General features: G+C 69.3%; 23 protein-coding genes. 17 read left to right on the top strand and 6 right to left on the bottom strand.

What is annotated here, in order from left to right:
* Positions 1–244 precede the first annotated feature (244 nt).
* The 7 genes from QCD68_RS13570 (at position 245) to QCD68_RS13540 (ending at position 6171) form a co-directional block, all read left to right on the top strand.
* Positions 245–1303, top strand: a complete 1059-nt coding sequence (locus QCD68_RS13570) for an ABC transporter ATP-binding protein (RefSeq protein ID WP_367316839.1) — start codon at positions 245–247, stop codon at positions 1301–1303.
* Positions 1303–2046, top strand: coding sequence for an ABC transporter permease (locus tag QCD68_RS13565; protein ID WP_301223386.1), 744 nt, complete (start codon positions 1303–1305; stop codon positions 2044–2046). The genes QCD68_RS13570 and QCD68_RS13565 overlap by 1 nt, the downstream gene beginning before the upstream one ends.
* Positions 2047–2159: 113 nt before the next feature.
* Positions 2160–3269 carry a sensor histidine kinase gene (locus tag QCD68_RS13560; protein ID WP_301223385.1) on the top strand — a complete coding sequence of 370 codons (1110 nt, stop codon included), beginning with the start codon at positions 2160–2162 and terminating at the stop codon, positions 3267–3269.
* A complete protein-coding gene (locus QCD68_RS13555; protein WP_301223384.1) occupies positions 3259–3885 on the top strand; it encodes a response regulator transcription factor in 627 nt (208 codons plus the stop codon). Before QCD68_RS13560 ends, QCD68_RS13555 begins: the two co-directional genes overlap by 11 nt.
* 231 nt (positions 3886–4116) lie before the next feature.
* Positions 4117–4662: a 3-keto-5-aminohexanoate cleavage protein gene (locus QCD68_RS13550; protein WP_301223383.1), complete on the top strand. Its 546-nt coding sequence runs from the start codon at positions 4117–4119 to the stop codon at positions 4660–4662.
* Complete coding sequence (locus tag QCD68_RS13545) at positions 4663–4860, top strand: 3-keto-5-aminohexanoate cleavage protein (protein ID WP_301223389.1); 198 nt, start codon at positions 4663–4665, stop codon at positions 4858–4860.
* Positions 4861–4950: 90 nt separating this feature from the next.
* Positions 4951–6171, top strand: a complete 1221-nt coding sequence (locus QCD68_RS13540) for an MFS transporter (RefSeq protein ID WP_301223382.1) — start codon at positions 4951–4953, stop codon at positions 6169–6171.
* Positions 6172–6238: 67 nt separating this feature from the next.
* Here QCD68_RS13540 and QCD68_RS13535 read toward each other — a convergent pair whose 3' ends face one another.
* The gene (locus QCD68_RS13535) at positions 6239–6730 is read right to left on the bottom strand and encodes a hypothetical protein (RefSeq protein ID WP_301223381.1); all 492 of its coding nucleotides are present in this window, start codon (positions 6728–6730) and stop codon (positions 6239–6241) included.
* Between the two features lie 162 nt (positions 6731–6892).
* Positions 6893–7504 carry a TetR/AcrR family transcriptional regulator gene (locus QCD68_RS13530; protein ID WP_301223380.1) on the bottom strand — a complete coding sequence of 204 codons (612 nt, stop codon included), beginning with the start codon at positions 7502–7504 and terminating at the stop codon, positions 6893–6895.
* Between the two features lie 54 nt (positions 7505–7558).
* Here QCD68_RS13530 and QCD68_RS13525 point away from each other — a divergent pair, with 54 nt between their 5' ends.
* Together QCD68_RS13525 and QCD68_RS13520 are read left to right on the top strand one after the other, a co-directional pair.
* Positions 7559–8356, top strand: coding sequence for an SDR family NAD(P)-dependent oxidoreductase (locus QCD68_RS13525; RefSeq protein ID WP_301223379.1), 798 nt, complete (start codon positions 7559–7561; stop codon positions 8354–8356).
* Complete coding sequence (locus QCD68_RS13520) at positions 8356–9288, top strand: SDR family NAD(P)-dependent oxidoreductase (RefSeq protein WP_301223378.1); 933 nt, start codon at positions 8356–8358, stop codon at positions 9286–9288. The genes QCD68_RS13525 and QCD68_RS13520 overlap by 1 nt, the downstream gene beginning before the upstream one ends.
* 211 nt (positions 9289–9499) lie before the next feature.
* Here QCD68_RS13520 and QCD68_RS13515 read toward each other — a convergent pair whose 3' ends face one another.
* Positions 9500–9652, bottom strand: a complete 153-nt coding sequence (locus QCD68_RS13515; RefSeq protein ID WP_253462382.1) for a hypothetical protein — start codon at positions 9650–9652, stop codon at positions 9500–9502.
* 119 nt (positions 9653–9771) lie between these two features.
* Between QCD68_RS13515 and QCD68_RS13510 the strand changes: the two genes are divergently transcribed.
* From QCD68_RS13510 to QCD68_RS13500, 3 genes are all read left to right on the top strand, one after another.
* Positions 9772–10356, top strand: a complete 585-nt coding sequence (locus QCD68_RS13510) for a TlpA family protein disulfide reductase (RefSeq protein WP_301223377.1) — start codon at positions 9772–9774, stop codon at positions 10354–10356.
* 152 nt (positions 10357–10508) lie between these two features.
* Entirely contained in the window at positions 10509–10874 is a 366-nt protein-coding gene (locus QCD68_RS13505; protein ID WP_301223376.1) for a hypothetical protein, read from the top strand.
* 39 nt (positions 10875–10913) lie between these two features.
* Positions 10914–11513 carry a hypothetical protein gene (locus QCD68_RS13500; RefSeq protein ID WP_301223375.1) on the top strand — a complete coding sequence of 200 codons (600 nt, stop codon included), beginning with the start codon at positions 10914–10916 and terminating at the stop codon, positions 11511–11513.
* 183 nt (positions 11514–11696) lie between these two features.
* Here the strand turns inward: QCD68_RS13500 and QCD68_RS13495 are convergent, their stop codons facing one another.
* Positions 11697–12083, bottom strand: coding sequence for a MerR family transcriptional regulator (locus tag QCD68_RS13495; protein WP_301223374.1), 387 nt, complete (start codon positions 12081–12083; stop codon positions 11697–11699).
* Positions 12084–12116: 33 nt separating this feature from the next.
* Between QCD68_RS13495 and QCD68_RS13490 the strand changes: the two genes are divergently transcribed.
* Entirely contained in the window at positions 12117–12908 is a 792-nt protein-coding gene (locus QCD68_RS13490; RefSeq protein WP_367316838.1) for an NADPH-dependent F420 reductase, read from the top strand.
* A gap of 236 nt (positions 12909–13144) precedes the next feature.
* On the opposite strand, the gene QCD68_RS13485 is transcribed toward QCD68_RS13490, so the two are convergent.
* Both QCD68_RS13485 and QCD68_RS13480 read right to left on the bottom strand, forming a co-directional pair.
* Positions 13145–14572 (bottom strand): MATE family efflux transporter, encoded by a 1428-nt coding sequence (locus QCD68_RS13485; RefSeq protein WP_301223373.1) that lies wholly within the window; start codon positions 14570–14572, stop codon positions 13145–13147.
* Between the two features lie 197 nt (positions 14573–14769).
* Positions 14770–15207 carry a MarR family winged helix-turn-helix transcriptional regulator gene (locus tag QCD68_RS13480; protein ID WP_301223372.1) on the bottom strand — a complete coding sequence of 146 codons (438 nt, stop codon included), beginning with the start codon at positions 15205–15207 and terminating at the stop codon, positions 14770–14772.
* 81 nt (positions 15208–15288) lie between these two features.
* Between QCD68_RS13480 and QCD68_RS13475 the strand changes: the two genes are divergently transcribed.
* From QCD68_RS13475 to QCD68_RS13460, 4 genes are all read left to right on the top strand, one after another.
* Positions 15289–16170 (top strand): SMP-30/gluconolactonase/LRE family protein, encoded by an 882-nt coding sequence (locus QCD68_RS13475; protein WP_301223371.1) that lies wholly within the window; start codon positions 15289–15291, stop codon positions 16168–16170.
* Between the two features lie 105 nt (positions 16171–16275).
* Positions 16276–18162 (top strand): arabinofuranosidase catalytic domain-containing protein, encoded by a 1887-nt coding sequence (locus tag QCD68_RS13470; RefSeq protein WP_301223370.1) that lies wholly within the window; start codon positions 16276–16278, stop codon positions 18160–18162.
* Between the two features lie 220 nt (positions 18163–18382).
* Complete coding sequence (locus QCD68_RS13465; RefSeq protein WP_301223369.1) at positions 18383–19438, top strand: LacI family DNA-binding transcriptional regulator; 1056 nt, start codon at positions 18383–18385, stop codon at positions 19436–19438.
* A gap of 144 nt (positions 19439–19582) precedes the next feature.
* Positions 19583–20845: a sugar ABC transporter substrate-binding protein gene (locus QCD68_RS13460; protein WP_301223368.1), complete on the top strand. Its 1263-nt coding sequence runs from the start codon at positions 19583–19585 to the stop codon at positions 20843–20845.
* Positions 20846–20899: the final 54 nt, after the last annotated feature.

Here is a 20899-nt window from a genome sequence, read left to right as displayed (position 1 = left end):
CCCCCCCCCCCCCCCCCCCCCCGCCCCCCCCCCCCCCCCCCCCCCCCCCCCCCCCGCCCCGCGCCCCCCCCCCCCCCCCCCCCCTCTTCGTTGTTCTGGGTCGTGCAGGTTCGACCGACGTGTTCGCGCGACGACCTCGTGACAACAGTCACATCGAGTCGGCGACATCCGGCACTGGGGCGGCCTGCGGTGCATTCCTACGCTTGCCCTACGGTTCGAAGACCGCCGCACCGCTCCCGATCGGATGAGCGGCGGCCGACACGGTCGAGCCGGAGGGAGAAGAGGCATCATGCGATCCACGAAGAGCGCTCGGCCTGCAACGACGGACGACCGTGCGACCGAGCCGTCGGGCGCGTCCCGAACCGTCGGGAGCACCCCGGCGGTCACCGTCGACGGGGTCGGGTTCCGGTACCCCCAGGCAACTGAGCCTGCACTTCGCGACGTGTCGTTCACCGTCGAACCCGGCACGGTCGTTGCTCTTCTCGGTCCCAACGGGGCGGGAAAATCGACGCTGGTCAGCCTGTTGATCGGGCTGAACGTCCCCGACTCCGGCGCGGTTCGGATCTTCGACCGCGCTCCACGGGAAGCCCTGCGGCACGGGGACATCGGTACGATGCTGCAGTCGTCGGGCATCGCGGAGTTCGTCACCGTGCGGGACCTCGTCGCCTTCATCGGTCGCCAGTACCGGAACCCCATGTCGGTGGACGAAGCGCTCGCCGCCGCCGGCCTCCGATCGTTGGCGCGGCGTCGGGTCGAGAAGCTCTCCGGCGGCGAGCGGCAGCGGGTCCGGTTCGCGCTCACGCTCATCGGGCGGTCGCGACTGCTGGTGCTCGACGAGCCGACCAACGAGATGGACGTCGCGACTCGGCACAGCTTCTGGGCCACCGTCCGCGCCGCCGCGGTCGAACGTGGTGCAACCGTGTTCTTCACCACCCACCACATGGCTGAGGTGGACGCTGCCGCTGACCGGGTCATCGTGGTGGGCAACGGTCGGATCCTCGCAGATGAGACCCCTGATGACCTCCGACGCCGAGCGGGTACGCCGACGGTACGGTTCCGCTGGTCAGGTGAACCCGACCTGGACTTCCTCGAGCACCTCTCTGCCGTCCTCGACTTCGAACCCGGTGAGGACGTGCAGATCCTGCACACCGATCATCCCGATCGGACGCTGCGGGAACTCATCGGATCGGTACCGTCGGCTGTCGACATCTCGGTCACGGAGGCATCGCTCGACAGCGCCTACCTCGCGGTCATCGACGACGACGCAAGCGCGCTCGCCGCCACGGAGAACGGAATCCGCTGATGCTCTCGTACACCCGGTTCGAACTGCTGCGGACCCTGCGCAACCCGCGGTTCCTCGTGATGACGCTGCTCTTCCCGGTGCTCATCAACGTCGCCTTCGTCCAGCTCGACGCGGCGCGCTACTCGGCTGCCGAGCTGCAGACCTTCGCCACTGCCTACATGATGGACATGGCAGCGTTCGCGACCGTGTCGGCGTGCCTCTCCACAGCCGGGAACCGTCTGGCGCAGGAACGCAGCAGCGGATGGTTCTCGTACCTCACGCTCACGCCGCTGCGCCCGATCGACATCGTCGGCGGCAAGATCCTCGCAGCCATCGGCGTCGGAGTGCCCGCCGTCCTCGCGGTCTTCGCCTCGGGCGTCCTCATCAACGGCGTCCGTGTGAACGCACTGCTGTTGCTCGCCGCGCTCGGGATCGTCATCCTCGGGTCGGTGGCGTTCGCCGCGCTCGGAACGGTCATCGGTCTCGTCACGACCGGAGAGACCGCGTACGCCGCGAGCATGATCGGCCTGATGTTCTTCGCCATCGTGGGCGGTCTGTGGATGCCGCGAGAGTCCATGCCCGACTGGCTCGGCGCCGTGACCGAACTGACGCCGTCGTACCAGATCGCGCACACCGGGTCGGGCCTGGTGTCGGGGTCCCCTGTGCACATCGTCGAGGCCGTCCTCGTGTTCTGTGCCTGGGCGGTCGCCTTCATCGTGCCTGCTCTGCTCGCGTACCGGCGCTCTGCGGTGGCGACGCGGTGAGTCCTGAGACGGCCGGTTCACGCAGGTCCAGCGCGGCAGGAGCATCCGACGGGACCGACCGCCACCACGCACCGGCAAGGGGAGCACGGCGTGACCGCATCGCGCGGCGCGTCGTGCTCTTCGGCCTGCCCTGGCTGCTGATCCCCCTGACGTTCGTCACCTCTGGTCCGACCGGAGGCGTCGTCGTCGAAGTCATCACGATCGTCGCCATGGGCGCGCTGTGGGCAGTGCTCGTGCTCCGAACCTCGCTCAACCGAGTCCAGCGGTGGTTGGGCGTGGGGACCCTCACTGTGGCGGCCATCGTCATCGACGCCCTGCTCGGACCCGGTTGGGGCGTCGTCGCAGTGTTCGCGACGACTGCGGCCGCGTGGGTGCTCTCCCGGCGACCGGCGCTCATCGTGATCGGGACGGCCGGTGGCATCTCCTTCCTGGGCGTCCTCCGCGAGGGCGCGATGGGTGGCAAGCTCCTCGACCTCGTGATCCCGGTCGTCATCGGACTGGGGATGATCGCGCTCGTGGAGTTCCTCGACCTGACCGACCTCGTGCGACGCCAGCAGGAAGAGCTCAGGGCGCTCGCGGTGCTCTCCGAGCGCAGTCGCATCGCACGTGATCTGCACGATTCGATCGGCCACTCGCTCATGGCGGTGCTCGTCCAGGTCCGGCTCGTCCGCGCGCAAGCCGCTGGGATCGAGGACGATCGCATCCCCGATCTCCTCCAGTCGCTGCGATCCATCGAGTCCTCGGTGCGCGAGGCCTCGGGGGACGTACGACGCACCATCGCCGACTATCGGTCCTTCGACGTGTTCACCATGCTCGAATCGGTCCCGTCGACGTTGCGGGCGGCGAACGTGGGCGTGCAACTGCATCTGCAACCCGAGGCGATGACGGTGCTCCGCGAGCATGCTCCGATCGCAGATGCCCTCGGCTGGGTGCTGCGTGAAGGTGCGACGAACGTCCTCCGGCACAGTTCCGCTCGGTCGGCGAACATCGTGATCCGCGAGCACAAGGCCGCCGTCGGTGCGGTCGAGTTCGTCCTGGTCAACGACGGTGTCCGGCCAGGAAGCTCGTTGGACGTCCCTGGCGGCGGAGCCGGCATCGCCGGGATGCGTACCCGGGTGGAGCGAATCGGTGGAACGCTCATGCTGGAACCGTCCGACGACTCGTTCACGCTCACGGTTCGCATCCCACTGACGACGGAGGAAGCCGCAGATCATGTCCGCTGAGACCAGCACGCCAATCAAAGTCGTCATCGCCGACGACCAGACGCTGATCGCCGATGCACTCGCGTCGTTGCTCGCCATGGATCCCTGCATCGACGTCGTGGGTGTCGCACACGACGGCGACGCGGCGTGGCAGCTCGTGGTCGAGCAGCGGCCGGACGTGGCACTTCTCGACGTCGAGATGCCCCGCCGCTCCGGTCTCGACGTGGCTGCGCAGATCCACCGCGACCAGCCGACGTGCAAGGTCGTCATGCTGACCACGTTCGCGCGGCCAGGCCTGTTGACGCAGTCGCTCGCCGCCCATGTGAGCGGTTTCCTCGTGAAGGACTCCGACGTGGACGAGGTCGTTGATGCGATCCACAAGGTGCGGGCAGGGGAGCGGGTGGTCGACAGCGCGCTCGCCCTCGCCGCGCTCATGTCACCGCCGAACCCGCTGACGGATCGTGAGCGCGAGGCACTCCGGGCGGCGAAGGACGGCGCTCCACTGAAGGAGGTCGCCGACGATCTGTTCCTCGCGCCGGGTACGGTGCGCAACTACCTGTCCTCGGCGATCGCGAAGGTCGGGGCGCGATCCCGCATCGAGGCTGCGGGCATCGCGCAGGAGAACGGATGGCTCTGAGCGTCACGGCGCCGCCGGAGGCGGCATCCGGTGACCGAGCGGGCTGCGGAGAGCTGTCCGCTGCGGCTTGAGAACGCCGCCGCTGACGGACGGGAGGCCCGGTGCCAGCTGGCACCGTCCCTCCAGGCCGGGCCGTCACCCCGCTGGCGCGGTGCGCCGGTACCGGAGACGGGTCGGGGCAGTCGAACCGGTCCGGGGGCGGTGATGAACGAGTGTCGTAACGTCACTGTCATGACTGATCTGCAAGCAGCCGCCAATGGTGATGTCGACCATCCAGCGATGCCGAAGACCGCCGAGGAGATCGCAGCAGACGCGGCGGCCTGTGTCGAGGCCGGGGCGACCCTCCTGCACCTGCATGCGTTCGACGAGCAGGGTGAGGAGACTCTCGAAGCTGAGCCGGTGGGCCGGATGCTCACGGCGGTCCGCGCGGCGTGTCCGGGCGTCCCGATCAACGTGACGACCTTCGCTTCCATCATTTCCGACCCCGCTCATCGTCTTCGCCTCGTCGACGGATGGACGGTGCTGCCAGATCTCATCGCTGCGAATCAGGGGGAGGAGGGCATCGACGACGTGAGCGCTCTCCTCTCAGCACGAGGCGTCGGGATCGAAGCGTGTGTCCTGAGCGTCGACGATGTCCGCACCTTCCTGCGCCGCGGGTCCTGGTCGCGCTTCGCCCGGCTGGTGGTCGAACCGCTGGAACCCGTCCCGGAAGACGCGGTGGCCCTCGCAGAAGAGATGGAATCCGAACTCCGACCGGCAGGAGTGCGCCTGCCGTAGCTGCATCACGGTGTCGGACCAGCGTCCTGGACGATCATGCGACGTGCGGTGAGCAATGGGCACAGCATCAGGACCGGGCTCGAGGACACCCTCGTGCTCGAGGATGGTTCACCGGCGGTGTCCAACGCGCAGCTCGTCGCCGCCGCGTCCGCGATCGTCCAGGGATCGGAGGGGGAGCTGAGCACACTGAGCGGGTGAGGTTCGAGGGTATCTGGGCGCCTGAGTTCGGTCATCCATCACGCTGAGCGGGCGGCTGTCCGCGGCCGCTGCCGATCATAGGATCGCATGGTGCCCGATCCTCGTCGTCTTCCGCTGTGGGCGGGACGGACGGCCGCGCTGCTGGGGATCGTGCTCGTTGCCTTCTCCCTGCGTCAGGCGGTCGCCGCGGTGTCGCCGATCCTCGGCGACATCCGGACGGACATCCCGCTCTCCGACCTCGACGTCGGTTGGCTCGGGACCCTGCCGCCCCTCCTCTTCGCGGCCTCCGGGTTCATCGCGCCGCGGATCGCCCGAGGACTCGGTCTCGACCGCGGCATCGTCCTTGCATCGCTGCTCATCACCGCTGGTCACCTCCTTCGAGCGTTCTCTCCGGGGATCGCGGTCCTGATCATCGGCAGTGTCATCGCGTTCGCCGGCACGGGGATCGGGAACGTACTCCTGCCCTCGATCGTCCGTCGGTACTTCCCGGACCGGGTTGCGCTGCTGACCGCGGTGTACGCCTGCGTCGTCGGCGTGAGCACGGCCGTACCCGCCGCCCTCGCAGCCCCCTTGGCGGAGCAGGCCGGCTGGCGGTTCTCCCTCGGCATCTGGTCCCTGACCTCAGTGGGCGCGCTCGTCCCGTGGGTCGTCGTCATCGTGCGAGAACGACGCCAGCGGGCGGCGGACACGGTCACCGTTGACGTCGCGTCCCCATCGGTCGTCATCGGCTTGTGGCGGTCTCGTGTGGCCCTGTCGATCGCCCTGGCGTTCTCGACCAGCACGATCCTGACCTACGCCAGCTTCGCGTGGCTGCCCGACATGCTCGGGGACCTCGCGGGCACGACGCCGACCGAGGGTGGGGTGCTGCTCGCTGTCACCGGCCTCGTCAGCGTGCCCGGCGCGCTCCTCGCACCGCTCCTCGTCGCACGGTTCCGCAACGTCGGCTGGCTGATCGCGGTCGGCGTCGTCAGCTTCGTGCTCGGTTACCTCGGCCTGCTCGTCGTGCCCACACCGCTGACGCTGCTCTGGGTGCTGCTCGTCGGCCTGGGATCGATCCTCTTCCCGGTCTGCCTCGTGCTCATCAACGCCCGCACCGGCACCGCGGCCGGCACCGTCGCACTCAGTGGCTTCGCCCAGGGGATCGCGTACGCGCTCGGTGCCCTCGGCCCGCTGCTCGTCGGCCTCCTCCACGACGTCTCGGGTACGTGGACCCTGCCACTGCTGTTCCTGATCGCGATCGCCCTGCTCGCCATCGTCCCGGCGATCACCCTCGCCAGACCGGGGCTCGTGGAGGACGAGCTCGCCCGGTAGCGCAGACCGCGCGCATCATCCACGCGGAGAACGTCTCCGAAGGGTGGAGTCGCGCTCTCTCGGAGGGTCAGACCGTGGCAGGCACAGACGCTGGCTGGAGGGTGAACGCGCGCCGGCGCACGATGTACTCCTGCACGGCGATCATCACAGCGACGACGACGAGCACCTGGCCGAAGCCGGACGCGCTCTGGTAGCCGTGGTACCCGGCGAAGACGGTGAGGCCCACCTTCGATGCGACCAATGCGATGAACAACCCGACGGTCAATGCGGTGCCCTGGCTCATCCGATGCCCGTCCGCGTCGATCCAGACACGGGTGAGGTATCCACGCGCCAGGCCCACGATCAAGCTGAGCACGGCACCGGACCCCAGGAGCAGCCACGCGGCGCCTCCGGTCGGCACTGCAAGACCGCCCGTCACGGCTCCGATGGCTGCGTAGACGATCGCGATCAGGAACACGCCCATTCCCCTCTTCACTTCGCTCCGCTGGGTCTGCTTGTAGACGGAGAAAGCCATGAGGGCGATGACGACGACGATCTCGATGATCTGTGTTCTTTCCATGCTTCGATGTTCATCTTCGGCTGAGCCTGGCTCCACCATCCCAGGGTGGTGAGGCGGGTGGTGACACGGGTGGATCAGGCGCTCGGAGGCGCAGCGTTGCGACGTACCGATGCACCCCTTCACCAGGATCCGCGACGGTTTCCGCCAACGGAGCACACGCGTTCAGCTCTTGTGGGCGACCTTGTGCAGGACGTCGAGCGCGGCGTCGATGGCGGCTTCGAGGGGCCAGGACGACTTCTCCGGCTGGCTCAGGATGAGACCCCCTTGCAGGGCGGCGAGGATGGCGACGGCGATCCGTTGCGGGTCGGCATCGGATTCAACCTCGCCGGTGCTCTGCATCTTGGCAACACCCGAGGCGAGCGACAGCCGCCAGTTCGTCATGCTGTCGGTGATGACCTGAGCCAGTTCGGGATCCGTCATGGCTGCCTGCGTCGCCATCGAACCGATGGGGCACGCCCATCGGCCGAGACCGATGTAGTAGTCGACCAGGGCGTCGCGCCAGGCGTGCCACGACTCCCAGCTCGAGAGGTCGTCGATGTACGGCTTCTGCGCGGCAAGGAGCTCGCCGCCCTCCCAGATGGCGACTTCACGGACGAGTTCGGCCTTGCCGCCGGGGAAGTAATGGAAGAGCTGGCTCTTGCTCGTGAGCGTCGCCGCACGGACGGTGTCGAGAGTGGTGCCGCCGATGCCGGACGCGAGGATCTCCCGACCCGTCGCCTCGATGATGCGCTGGCGAGTAGCTCGACCGCGTTCCGTGATGTTGGCCCCTTGCACGAGCCCATCGTACTTCGTTGGACCAGGCGGTCCAGTCCGTGGTAGGACTGGACCATGCAGTCCAATGAGGATGAACTCGTCTCCCTTTCTCCCGATGACCGACTCTCCGGTCAGACCGCCCTCGTCACCGGCTCGAGCAGCGGTATCGGGGAAGCGATCGCCCGAGTACTCGCCGCGTCCGGTGCCCATGTCATCGTCAACGGTCGCGATGCCGAGCGCACGCAGGCTGTCGTCACGACGATCGAACGTGCGGGCGGCAAGGCCTCACCGCTCGTCGCTGATCTCGGGACATCGGCCTCCGATGTCCGCCGGTTCGCCGCTGAAGCCTCGGCTCTCGCCGGCGGCCAGATCGACATCCTGGTGAACAACGCCGGGATCTACCCGGCGACCGCCACCGCCGATCTCGCCGACGACGACCTCGACGCGGTCCTCAGCATCAACATCCGTGCCCCGCACGTGCTCGTGGCGGCCCTCGCGCCGGCCATGGCGGAGCGCGGCCGCGGATCGATCGTCAACATCGGATCGTGGATGGCCCGAGTCGGCCTGCCCTTCGGGGCCATGTACACCGCGTCGAAGGCGGCGCTCGAGCAGATGACGCGCACATGGGCGGCCGAGTACGGGCCTCGAGGGATCCACGTGAACACGGTGGCGCCCGGAGCCACGAGCACTCCGGGCAACGCTGAGAGCGAGGACGTGCTGGCGGCGATGACTGCGGTGACCGTCGCCGGTCGCCCGGTACGTCCCGTCGATGTCGCCTACGCCGTCCGGTTCGCTGTCTCGGACGAGGCCTCGTTCCTCCACGGCTCGACCATCGACGTCGACGGTGGAATCGCCTCCACGCGGCTCGGCTGATGTCGGATCTGCGAGGACCGTTCGGTGCCGAGTCGACCGCCCTCGAGGTCGTCGACGGAATCGACCTCCGCAACAGGACCGCAGTCGTCACCGGTGCGGGATCGGGTATCGGTGTGGAAACGGCCCGTGCCCTGGCTGCCGCGGGCGCAGCTGTCACCGTCGCCGTCCGCGACGTCACGACGGGGAACCGTGTTGCGGCGGACATCCGTGCAAGCACTGGGAATGATGCCGTCCATGCGGCGTTCGTCGACCTGGCCGACGTCGGATCCATCCGGTCCTTCACCGACTCGTGGTCGGGGCCGCTCCACCTGCTGGTGAACAACGCCGGCGTCATGGATCTGCCCGAGCAACGCACTCCGGATGGCTGGGAGATGCACTTCGCTGTCAACCACCTCGGCCACTTCGCGCTCGCGCAAGGTCTGCACGCAGCGATGCGCTCGGCGGGTGGCGCGAGGATCGTGTCGCTGAGTTCCAGCGGGCACGCATCCTCGGCTATCCGCTTCGACGACCTGTTCTTCGACAGCGACCCCTACGACCCGGGGCTCGCCTACGGGCAGTCGAAGACGGCCAACGTGCTCTTCGCCCTGGAGGCGACCCGGCGGTGGGAGGACGACGGGATCGCCGGATCAGCGGTCATGCCCGGCGGCATCTGGACCAACCTGCAACGCCACTGGGACCCGGCCGTGCTCGCGGACATGCAGCGGCGGTACCCCACCAAGACCGTCGAGCAAGGTGCGGCGACCAGCGTCTACGTCGCAACCCGGGCTGAGCTGGGGGTCGGGACTCCCGGTTACTACGAGGACTGCCACCCGGCGGAGGTCGTGGCCGCGATCCAGGGAGGCGTCCACGGGGTCCTCCCGCACGCGCTGGATCCTGCCGCGGCAGATCGGCTCTGGGAGGTGTCGGAACGGCTGCTGGCACAGTCACGGTAGCCGCTGAGGATCGAGCCTCAAGACGGATCCGTCCTCGGGGCGATCTGGGCGGGAAGCGGACCGGAAGGTGTTGAGCAGACACCACCCGGAGAGGAGCAGAACGGGGACCAGCCCACCGGTCACCGAGGCGACTGTCCGGGATGGTGACCACGGCGGCTGCGCGAGGTCCAGCGCGGCCACTCACAGTCGGCGTCCCCGTCCGCCGACGAGGTCACGGCCGGTACTCGTCGCGCCGCTTCGGCGCGGGCCGACCCGGGTGCTGCGGCGGCACGACTCCACCAGAGAAGACGGCACCGATCACCCCGCCGAGTGTCCGCAGCGTCACGAGCACGAAGTGTCCGATCGCGCCGAGTACTTGTGGCATGGTCGCTCCCTCCGTTGCCCGACGTGCGGTCAGCGGCAGCCTACGGCGGCAGCGGTGTCGAAGCGAGGGCGTGATGGGCATCACGAGCGCAGGCGGGCGGTGCGCACTAGGTTGCTGCCATGGGGACTCGTCGTGGACCGGTGCTCGCCTTGCTCGTGGTCATCGCGATGAGCGTCGCGGGGTGCACCGGAGAGCACGACGGGCTCAGCGGCCAGTACCGGAACGGCGACACGAAGAACTACATCTCCGGCAACGGCGCAGTCACCGAGTTCCGGGCAGCGGACCGCGGGCCGGCCGTCGACTTCTCGGCGCGGGACCTCGACGGGCACGTTGTCCGGGCCGACGAGCACCGAGGCCACGCCGTCGTCGTCAACTTCTGGTTCGCCGCCTGCGCGCCCTGCCGACTCGAGGCTGCTGACCTCGAAGCCGTGAGTCACCAGCAGGGTGCGCGCGCGACCTTCCTCGGGGTCGACGTCCGTGACTCGTCGGGGACGGCCCGCGCGTTCATCCAGAGTCACGACGTGTCCTACACGACGCTGATCGATGAGGACGCCGCCGTGCAGCTGGCCTTCGCGGGAGAGAACGCGCCCAACGCCACGCCGTCGACGATCGTGCTGGACAAGCAGGGCCGCGTCAGCGCGCGGATCCTGGGCCCGGTCGATCGCAGCGTCCTGAAGACACTCGTGGACGAGGCCAACGAGTGACGTCTCCGGGTGGGAGCGAGCCTCCCGACGCTCCTCGACCGCGGCGATCAGACGGAGACCCCGAGGCCGGGAGGCGCTTCGCGGGAGCCATCGCCACGGGGGACGCGACGGGACCCGAGACGCCCGCGGGATCAGGTCTTCGGCACCGAGCTGTGCTCTCCGCCGTGGTCGTCCTCGGTGGCGCGGTCTCCGCGGTCGGGATGTACAGCCTCGGCCTGTTCCGGTCCCGCTCCTTCAGTTGGGACCTGCTGGTCACCGTCTCGGCGCTCGCGATCCCGGTCGGAGTCGCCGTCGCGGCTGGCGTCGCCCGCGTCGGCGTGCTCGTCAGGAACCGTGCCGACCTGCACCTCGCGGCACATCCAGTGCGCCGGGCATCGATGGTGGTCGGGGTCCTGGCGTTCGTCGCTGCGTTGGTCGGGGGTCTGCTGCTGACGGCGGGCGGGTGGCAACTGGACCTGGTCGGCGCCGTCGTGTGCGCTTGTCTCGCCGGCGGCTGTGCGGCTCTGGTCCTCCGCTGACCCGAGGCGGACTCGACGGTCGTCTGGCATCGTCGAGGGATGCGACCGTCGACGATCCTGCTCGCCACGTTCACCGCCCTCTTCGGCGTGGCGACGATCGTCCTTGCGCTCCTCGTCGGCACCGGGGACATGGAGGTGCTGTTCCAGGTGCTCCGGCTCGGCGGCCTCGTCACGGTCGGGTTCGCGGCCGGTCTCGTCATCACGGTGACGAACCGCCGACGACGGGAGCGACTCCAGCGCAAGAGTGACACGAGCCCGGGCACGTTCTTCGTGAACGCGCACCCCACGGACACGACCTACGACGAGCTCGATGCGTGGCGTCCGGCGCTCCGGGTGTTCTTCCCGTGCGACCTCGGCTTCGACCGGAACGGCATCACGGCCTGGCCGGACGAGGGCAGCGGGCCGGGGGTCCCGATCGCCACGCGGCAGGAGGTCACCGGCTTCGACGTGTTCAGTGCTCCGACGCCGCTCGGCAGTACCAATCTGTACGGCATCGCGATCTCCCTCGCACCGCGAGAGGCCGGCCCTGCGACGGTGCACCTCTGGATGCTCGATGAGCAGCAGAACCACGACGAGTACGCGATGCGACAGACGATCTCGAGGATCGAGCACGCCCTCGGCGGAAGGGCGACCCCGTGACCACGTTCCACCCCGACTGGTGTTCGGGCGGTTCATCCCACCGATCGTGATCGGCCCGCGCCTCGCCCGACTGGCGGGCAAGCGGGTCTCGAAGCGGTTCTCGGCGTCGCAGGTCGCGGCCCTCGAGACGGCCCTGTCCCGGGAGGAACGCCCCGAGTCCGCCACGTCCGTCGCGGTCTCGACTCAGCCGGCCTGGGCCGGCGGCGGAGTGGCTGCCCGTTCCAACGCCTGCAGGTACCCGGAGATCGCATCGCGGTTGTTCGTCAGGAACTCGATCTTCTCGCTCATCCGGTCCCGCTCCGCGGCCAGGAGGTCGTGGAGCGCGGGATCGGCGTTCTGCACGACGATCGTCTGTGGCTGTCCGAGGCACGGCAGGATGTCCGACACGATCCGAGTGGGGATGCCGGAGTCGATGAGACCGCGGATCTTCAGGACCCGCTCGACCAGGTGTTCGTCGTAGACGCGGTACCCGTTGTCGAGCCGTCGCGGGGTGATCAGCCCCTGCTCCTCGTAGTACCGGAGCATGCGAGCGGGCACACCCGTCCGCTCCGAGAGCTGTCCGATCCGCATCCGTGCTCCTCCGCCGACTTGACCTTCACACTAATGGCAACGTTGACGATGGGAGGAACAACCACCACGACGAGGAGACACATGAAGATCGGCATCATCGGAGCAGGCTCCATCGGATCGACCATCGCCCGACGACTGAGCCGGCAGGGTCACGACGTGGCGATCGCGAACTCGCGCGGGCCGGAGACGATCGACGCGGCGGCTCTGTCGACGGGAGCCCGTGCGGTCACCGCTGCCGAGGTGGTCCGCGACGTCGAGGTCCTCATCGTCTCGGTGCCGATGCGCCGCAACGCCGACATCGCGCCGTTCGTGCGGCGGTCACCGGCGGACGCGGTCGTCATCGACACCTCGAACCACTACCCGGACCGGGACGGCGCGGTCCGGGCGTTCGACGACGGGCAGCCGGAGAGCGTCTGGGTCTCCGAACTGTTCGGTCGCCCCGTCGCGAAGGCGTGGAACGCGATCATCTCGCAGTCGTTCGACACGAAGGCCGCGGCTCCGGGTGCCCCCGACCGCGTCGCCATCCCGGTCGCAGCCGACCGAGACGAGGACCGAGCCGTGGCGATGGCACTCGTCGAGGACACCGGGTTCGACGCCGTCGACGCGGGTGTCCTCGCAGAGTCCTGGCGTCAGCAGCCCGGCGCCCCGGTGTACTGCACCGATCGTCGCCGTGACGAGGTGCCGGCCTGGCTCGCGCGTGCCGTCCAGCAGCGTGCGCCGGAGCGCCGCGACCTCGCCATGCAGACCATCGGTGAGTACGTGCGCGAGGGTGGGACCGTGGACGGCCCCTTCCTCGTGGCGATCAACCGCGCCTGCTACAGCTGACGCGTGACGGCTCGGTCCGGTTCGGATCGGAACGGATCCGACCGGCCGTCCGGACTCGGCCACGACTGCGACGTGCTCACGGTGCCTGATTCGGATGTCGAACTCGTCGTGTACTCCACGACCGAGCGCGGGCCGGACGCGGAGGAACTCGACTTCCTCCGCGTCCGTGCCGTGCATGCGTCGTTCCCCATTCGGGCCTGAACGCGAGAACTGCGCGACCACCCGACCACCCGCACTCACCCCGCCTCGGCGAGCACCGCCTCCGCCCGCTCCGCGCTGCCGGCGTCCATCCCGCGGTCGATGCGCACGCGAGCGGCGAGCCAGATGACGACCCCGGCGACGAACACGAGCACCTCGGTGACGGTGAGCGCCCAGATGATGCCCGCGAGCCCGAACCAGAGGTTCCCGAGCAGGACGATCGGGATGAACAGCACTCCCTGCGCCACGGACATCGCGATCGCCGGGGTGGCCAGCCCCGCGGCCTGGAACAGCGACGTGAACAGCCCGGTGAACCCGTTCACCACCGTGGCGACCAGCTGGGCGACCAGGATCGTCAGCCCGATCGCCAGCACCGAGTGGTCCGAGGAGAAGACGGTGAACACCTGCTGGCGGAAGACGAACACCGTGCCGGAGAACAGCAGCACGATCGCCCCGACCGTCAGTGCCGATGCCCGCAGTGCGGAGCGCAGTCGCTCCCGGTCGCCCTTGCCGTACGCGTAGGCCAGCAGCGGCAGGACCCCGATCGTGACGCCCATCACCAGGAACTCCGGCACCTGGGCGATGCGGACGGCGACGCCCATCGCGGCCAGGGGGTCGTCGCCGTACTGCGAGGCCAGGTTGTTGAGCACCAGGGTCGTGACGATGAGGAACCCGGCCTGCAGCAGCTCGCTGACGCCGATGCCGAACACGGGCCCGAGGACCGAGCGGCGGAGCGTGAACCAGCGGAGTGACAGGCTGACGTTCTCGCTGTGCGTCCCGAGCCAGCGCACCCAGTAGACGATGCTGACGAGGTTCGCCAGCCCGACCGCGAGCGCGGCTCCGGCGACGCCCCAGTGCAGCACCAGGATGAACAGGACGTCGAACACCAGGTTCCCGACGGTCGACAGGATCAGCCCGACCATCGCCTGTCGGGCGGCTCCCTCGGCGCGGACCATCTGCTCCAGGCAGAAGGTCGCAGCCAGCACCGGGACGAAGGCGAGCATCACGCTGACGTAGGCGCTGGTGGCGGGGACCGCGGCGGCGTCCGCCCCGAGCAGCCCGACGAGCGGCCCGAGGAACAGCAGTCCGAGGCCACCGAGCACGATGCCCGTGACGACCGAGCCCCAGACGGCGAACGAGGCGACGTGCTTGATCTCGCCGGCCTTCGCGGGGTCGTGCTCGGAGGCGCCGAGCAGCCGCGACATCAACGAGCTGCCCCCGACGCCGAACACCCCGCCGACGGCCATCACCAGCCCGAGCAACGGGGTGCCGAACGTGATCGCGGCCAGCAGTGAGGTGTCGTGCTGCGCGCCGATGAACCCCGCGTTGATGACGTTGTACAGGGCACTGACGACCATCGCGGCGGCCATCGGCACGCACAGGTGCACGAGGGTACGGAGGATCGGGGCGGCGGAGAGGTACCAGCGGTTCTTCTCCGCTGCGGTGGTGGGTGTGGTGGTCGTCATGGTGGTTCCCTTCCGGGCAGCACGGATCGCGCGCCGACGGGACGTCGGCACGGCATGGCGGACGGCGCGACGGCAGGGCCGTCACGGCATCACGGGGAGCGCGTCGGCGGTGCCGTCGCGTGGGCAGGCTCGCGCCCGGCAGGCTCGCGCCCGGCAGGCTCGCGCTTCCGGCGGACGGCCGGGAGGCGCGGGTGCGGTTACCGGGTGGGTTCCGGCAGCTCGGCGGTCACCTTCAGCAGGAGGGCGCGGAGCGTGGCGCGCTCGTCCGGACTGAGCGGGGCGAGCAAGCGGTCGTCGAGGGCGAGCATCGCGTCCTCGAAGCCGGCGATCAGGTCGATGCCGGCGGGGGTGGCGTACACGAGCTTCGTCCGGGCGTTGTCGGCGTCCGCCCGTCGTTCGATGAGGCCCCGTTTCTCGAGCCCCTGCAGGAGGCTCGACACGCTGGCCGCACTGGTCCGGCTCACCTCGGCGATGTCGCGTTGGATGGCGCCGGGGTTCTGCTGCAGGTAGCCGAGGACGAAGCTCTGTTCGTGCGACAGCTCGCGCTCCCGCACCCACTCCTCGGCGGCCTTGCGCTGCGCCCAGCCGATCCAGCGCATGAGCTGGAGGGGCGTGTCGAAGTGCGGTGCCTGCATGATGAGGACTCTAAGTGTTCGAGTTCTAACTGTCAACATCGAACCCGGACGGATGCTGCGATCGGGCAGAGCGTGGCTGGCATGCTGGGCCTCGTGCACATCACCCTGGACTCTGCGACCGACGTCGTCACCGGCATCCGCTTCCCCGAGGGCAACCGCTGGCACGAGGGCCGGCTCTGGTACTCGGACATGCACACCGGTCAGGTGTTCTCGATCGACCCGGACGGCGGCACGGACGCCGTCCCGCGGCTCGAGGCCACGGTCCCCGGGCAGTCCTCCGGCCTCGGCTGGTTGCCCGACGGTCGTCTGATCGTCAGCTCGATGGAGTCGCGCACGGTCGTGGCCGTCGAGGCCGACGGCACCACGAGCGTGTTCGCCGACCTGTCCCAGGTCGAGTCGTCGCTCGTCAACGACCTGGTGGTCGACCCGGAGACCGGCCGGACCTACATCGGTGCGTTCGGCTACGACCTCTACGCCGGCGAGGAACTGCGCCCCGGCCCGCTCTACGTCATCGAGCCGGACGGTTCGTTCCGCCTGGCAGCCGAGGGGCTGGTCTTCCCGAACAGCGCCAACGTCCTGCCCGGCACCCGCACCCTGGTGGTCAGTGAGACCTGGGGTGGGAAGCTCACCGCGTTCGACATCGAGCCCGACGGGTCACTGACCGGGCGCCGCGAGTGGGCCGCGCTGCCCGAGGGTGTCACCCCGGACGGCAGCACGGTCGACGCCGAGGGTGCGATCTGGGTGTGCTCGGTCGACACGGGGGAGTTCCTCCGCGTCGTCGAGGGCGGCGAGGTCACGGACCGCATCGACGCTCCCGGTCGGTGTGCGATCGACTGCGCCCTCGGTGGTCCGGACGGTCGGACGCTGTACCTGGCGACGGCGGACAGCTACGACCCGGCGACGACCGCCGAGACGCACGCCGGGCGCATCAGCGCGGTGCGTGTTCCGGTGTCTGGCCACTAGTCGCACTCGACCCCCCGCGTCCTCCGGCGTACGATGGCTCTGGTTAATCGTTTAAACAGCGATCGGCCATCCACCGAACAACGACGCTCGGAAGGAACCACCACCATGCACACCAGGCCCATCTCCAGGAGGCGGCGCACGGTCGCCGCCGTCCTCGGGGCACTCGCCCTCATCACCGGGAGCCTCGTCTCCGCCACGGTCGGTGCCGGCAGCGCTGCCGCTGCCACCAACGGTCCATGCGACACCTACTCCGGCGCAGGCACGTCCTGCGTCGCCGCCTACAGCTCGACACGAGCGCTCTACGCGTCCTACAACGGCCCGCTCTACCAGGTGCAGCGCGCCTCCGACGGGGCAACGACCAACGTCGGCCTGCTCGCCGCCGGCGGGTACGCCAACGCCGCGGCCCAGGACACGTTCTGCTCCGGCACCACCTGCACGATCCCGAAGATCTACGACCAGTCGCCGAACCACAACGACCTCACCGTCGCCGGGGCCGGGGACGCCGGCCCCGCCAACCACGCGGCCGACGCGGCAGCGCTGCCGATCACCGTCGCCGGGCACAAGGCGTACGGCGTCTTCATGCCACAGCAGGTCGCCTACCGGATCTCGAGCACCGTCGCCAAGGGAACGGCTCGGGGAGCCAGTCCCGAGTCGATGTACGAGGTCGCGAGTGGCACGAACGTCAACCACGGCTGTTGCTCCGACTTCGGCAACGTCGAGACCCAGTCGAAGGACACCGGCAAGGGCCACATGGACGCCCTGAACCTGTCGATGCTCAACGGCAAGGGCAGTGCCGGCCGCGGCCCCTGGGTGCAGGCGGACCTGGAGAACGGCGTCTACGAGGGGAAGACCGCGATCAACACCGCGAACACGGGCAACAGCTCGAAGTTCGTCACCGCGCTGCTGAAGAACGACGGCGTCGCGGCCTTCGCGCTCAAGGGCGGGAACGCGCAGTCCGGCGCCCTGTCGAAGTGGTACGAGGGTGCCCTGCCCACGGACAAGGACGGGGACGGCCAGGGCTACACGCCGATGAAGCTCGAGGGCTCGATCGTCCTCGGCGCCGGCGGTGACAACTCGAACCGCGGCACGCAGTCCTTCTTCGAGGGCGTCATGACGACCGGGTACTCGACCGATGCGGCCGACTCCGCCGTGCAGGCGAACATCGTGGCGCAGAACTACCAGGGTGTCTCCACCGGCGGCGGACCGGGCGCAGCGATCACCGCACCCGGTGGCAAGTGCGTCGACGTCGCCGGCGACGACGTCGGCGGCAACGGAGCCGTCGTGCAGCTGTACGACTGCCAGGCGCTCGCCGCGGACCAGCACTGGCTGGGCAGCGTCTACGGCACCCACACGCTCAGCACGCTGGGGCGCTGCCTGGACGCGAACGGCAACGGCACGGCGAACGGCACCCGCGTCGAGCTCTACGACTGCAACGGGGTCGGCGGTCAGCAGTGGATCGTGCAGCCGGACGGGTCGATCAAGAACCCGCAGTCTGGTCGCTGCCTGGACGTCCCGTCGGGCAACACCGCGAACGCCATGGCACTGCAGCTGTACGACTGCACCGGCAACGCGGCGCAGAAGTTCGTGGCGGCGGTGCCGATCGGCACCATCGGCGGCAAGTGTGTCGACGTCGCCGGCAACGACCTGCAGCAGAACGGCCAGCAGGTGCAGGTGTTCGACTGTCAGACCCTGCTGACCGACGAGCAGACCACCGACCAGCAGTGGGCGTACAACGCGGGCGACCACACCATCCGCACGCTCGGTCGGTGCCTGGACCTGGACGGCAACGCCACCGCGAACGGCACGCACCTCGAGCTGTACACGTGCAACGGCGTCGGTGGGCAGCAGTGGGTCCCGCAGGCGAACGGCTCGGTGCTCAACCCGCAGTCGGGCCGGTGCCTCGACGTCCCGTCGGGCAACACCGCGAACGGCACCGCCCTGCAGCTCTACGACTGCAACGGCGCGGCTCCGCAGGTGTTCCGGCTGAACTGACCGGCACCAGTCGCGGGGGACCGCGGACGGGAGGCTCGGTGCCGGACCGGCACCGGGCCTCCCGTCCGTCACGCCCACCGGTCCGCCGGGTCGGCGCGAACGACACCGCAGAAAACGTCGGAAGGGCTTGCTTCATCGATTAAGCAGGTGCAGGATGACCGCAGAGTTAATCGATAAAGCGCGTCGGCTCCGGCCACGCTCCCGACGAGGAGGCGACCCCATGCCGAAGTCCGTCACCCTGAAGGACGTCGCCGCGAAGGTCGGCGTCACCTCCGCCGCCGCGAGCATGGCACTCTCCGGCCACGAGCGGATCAGCGAGAAGACCCGCGCCGCGGTCAAGCAGGCCGCTGAGGACCTGGGCTACGTCCCGAGCTCCGCCGGCCGAGCCCTCCGCAGCCAGCGTGCCGACGCCGTCGCCCTGGTCGTCCCGAACTCGTCCGCGCACGTCTTCGGCCACCTGTACTTCATGCACGTCCTGACCGGCATGTCCACGGCCGCGAACGCCCACGACGCCCAGGTCATCGTCTCGACCAACGCGGACACCTCGAACGGCGGCGTCGCCTACGAGCGGGTCATGCGTTCCCGGACCGCCGACGGCGCGATCGTCACCAGCGCCGCGATCGACGACCACCACGTCGAGGCACTTGTCGCGAGCGGCCTGCCGGTCGTCCTCATCGGCAACTACCCGCACCTCGCCGACGCGGTGAGCGTCGGGATCGACGACGTCTCGGCGACCGAGCAGCTCGTCGAGCACCTGGTGACCGAGCACGGCCGACGCCGTCTGCTGCACGTGTCGGGGACGCTCGACCACCAGACCGGCATCGACCGGCGCGACGGCTTCCTCCGCGCCGCTGAGAAGCACGGCCTGACCGACGTCGCCGTGATCGAGGGCGACCTGGCCGAAGAGTCCGGCGCGTCCGCCGTCGAGCAGGTCCTCCGGCAGCGGACCGGCGACGAGCGGCTCCCGTTCGACGGCATCGTCTTCGCCAACGACGACATGGCCGTCGGTGGCCTCGCCGTGCTCCGACGGGCTGGCATCGACGTACCGGGCGAGGTCGCGGTGGTCGGGTTCGACGACTTCGGGTTCGCCCGCGTCACCACCCCGGGCATCACCACGATCCGAGTCCCGGCCGAGGAGATGGGGCGGATCGCCACCGAGCGGCTCTTCGACCTCGTCGACCGGCGCCCCGGCGGCCACGCACACACCGAGCTCGGCGTCGAGGTGGTCCTCCGCGGCTCGTGCGGCTGCGACCCCGACCACACCGACTCCCACTGACCCCACCGAGCCCCACTGACCAGAACGACACCGAACACCGAACACCGAACACCGAACACCCGCAGCACGACCCACCCGCACGGCCCTGCACCACCGCACCACCGCACGACCCACAGCACCCGCAACGCAAAGGAGCGTTCCCCGATGAAGCACGCACGCACGACCCTCGCGGTCGTCTCCGGTGCCGCAGCACTGGCACTGGTCCTCACCGGTTGTTCCGCCAGCGGCAGTGCCGCCCAGGACGGCCCCGCCACCCTCAAGGTCTGGACCGGGTTCACCGGCGGTGACCGACCGGGCTACGCGACCATCGTCAAGGACTTCGAGAAGTCGCACCCCGACATCACGGTCGAAATGACCGTGCAGCCGTGGGACACGATCCAGCAGAAGCTGCCGTCGGCGTGGCTCACCGGCCAGGGCCCGGACGTCGCCGCGGTCTCGTCCGACCCGAACGCCGTCGCCCAGTACGTGAAGACCCGCTCCGTCCTGCCGATCACCGACACGGGGCAGGGCAGCGGCAAGATCAACACCGGCTCGTTCGCTCCCGGCACGGTCGAGGAGTTCACCTACGACGGGAAGCTCTACGGCGTCCCCGCCAACTTCGCGACGCTGAGCCTGTACTACAACAAGAAGCTCTTCGCGGACGCCGGCATCACCGATCCGCCGAAGACCGTCCAGGAGATGGCAGCGGACGCGAAGAAGCTCACCACCGGCGGCAAGTACGGCATCGCGCTCGCCGACAACCAGACCATCCAGATGTGGCCGGTCCTGCAGTGGCTCGAGGGCGGCGACATCGTCAGCGGCAAGGGCTGCAGTGTCGTCCAGACGTCCGCCGGGCAGAAGAGCCTGTCGACCTGGGCCGATCTGGTCGCGAAGGACAAGGTCAGCCCCGTCGGCCTCACCGGCGCCGAGGCGGACTCGCTGTTCTCGGCCGGCAAGGCCGCGATGGAGATCAACGGCCCCTGGGCAGCCTCCGGGTACGAGGACGCCGGCATCGACTTAGGCATCGTGAAGGTCCCCGTCGGCGTGGACGGCAAGTCGAGCACGCTCGGCTCGATCGCCCCGCTGTCGATCTCGGCGAAGACGAAGTACCCGAAGCAGGCGCAGGAGTTCCTGGCCTACTGGACGTCCAAGACCGCCCAGCAGAAGTTCTCACTGCAGACCGGGTTCCCGCCGCTCCGCACCGACCTGTCCGACGACGCGAAGCTCACCGCCGACCCGACGGTCTCGGTCTTCGCCAGCCAGGTGCCGGATGCGCGCCTGTACCTGCCGCACGTGACGAACGCCACGAAGGTCGACTCCGACGCGTACGTCCCGCTCATCGGCGAGATCACCCGCGGCAAGTCCGTGGCCGACGCCACGAAGAGCGCCGGCCAGGCGATCAACGGCCTCACGGGCTGCAGCAAGTGACCGACCAGCTCACCGGCTCGGCCCCCCCCCCCCCCCCCCCCGGCGCGGCCCCCC

The sequence above is a fragment of the Curtobacterium sp. PsM8 genome, from assembly GCF_030433875.1.
Lineage (GTDB): Bacteria > Actinomycetota > Actinomycetes > Actinomycetales > Microbacteriaceae > Curtobacterium.
Note: the sequence above shows the minus strand (reverse complement) of the source record. Positions and strands in the feature narration are given on the sequence as shown.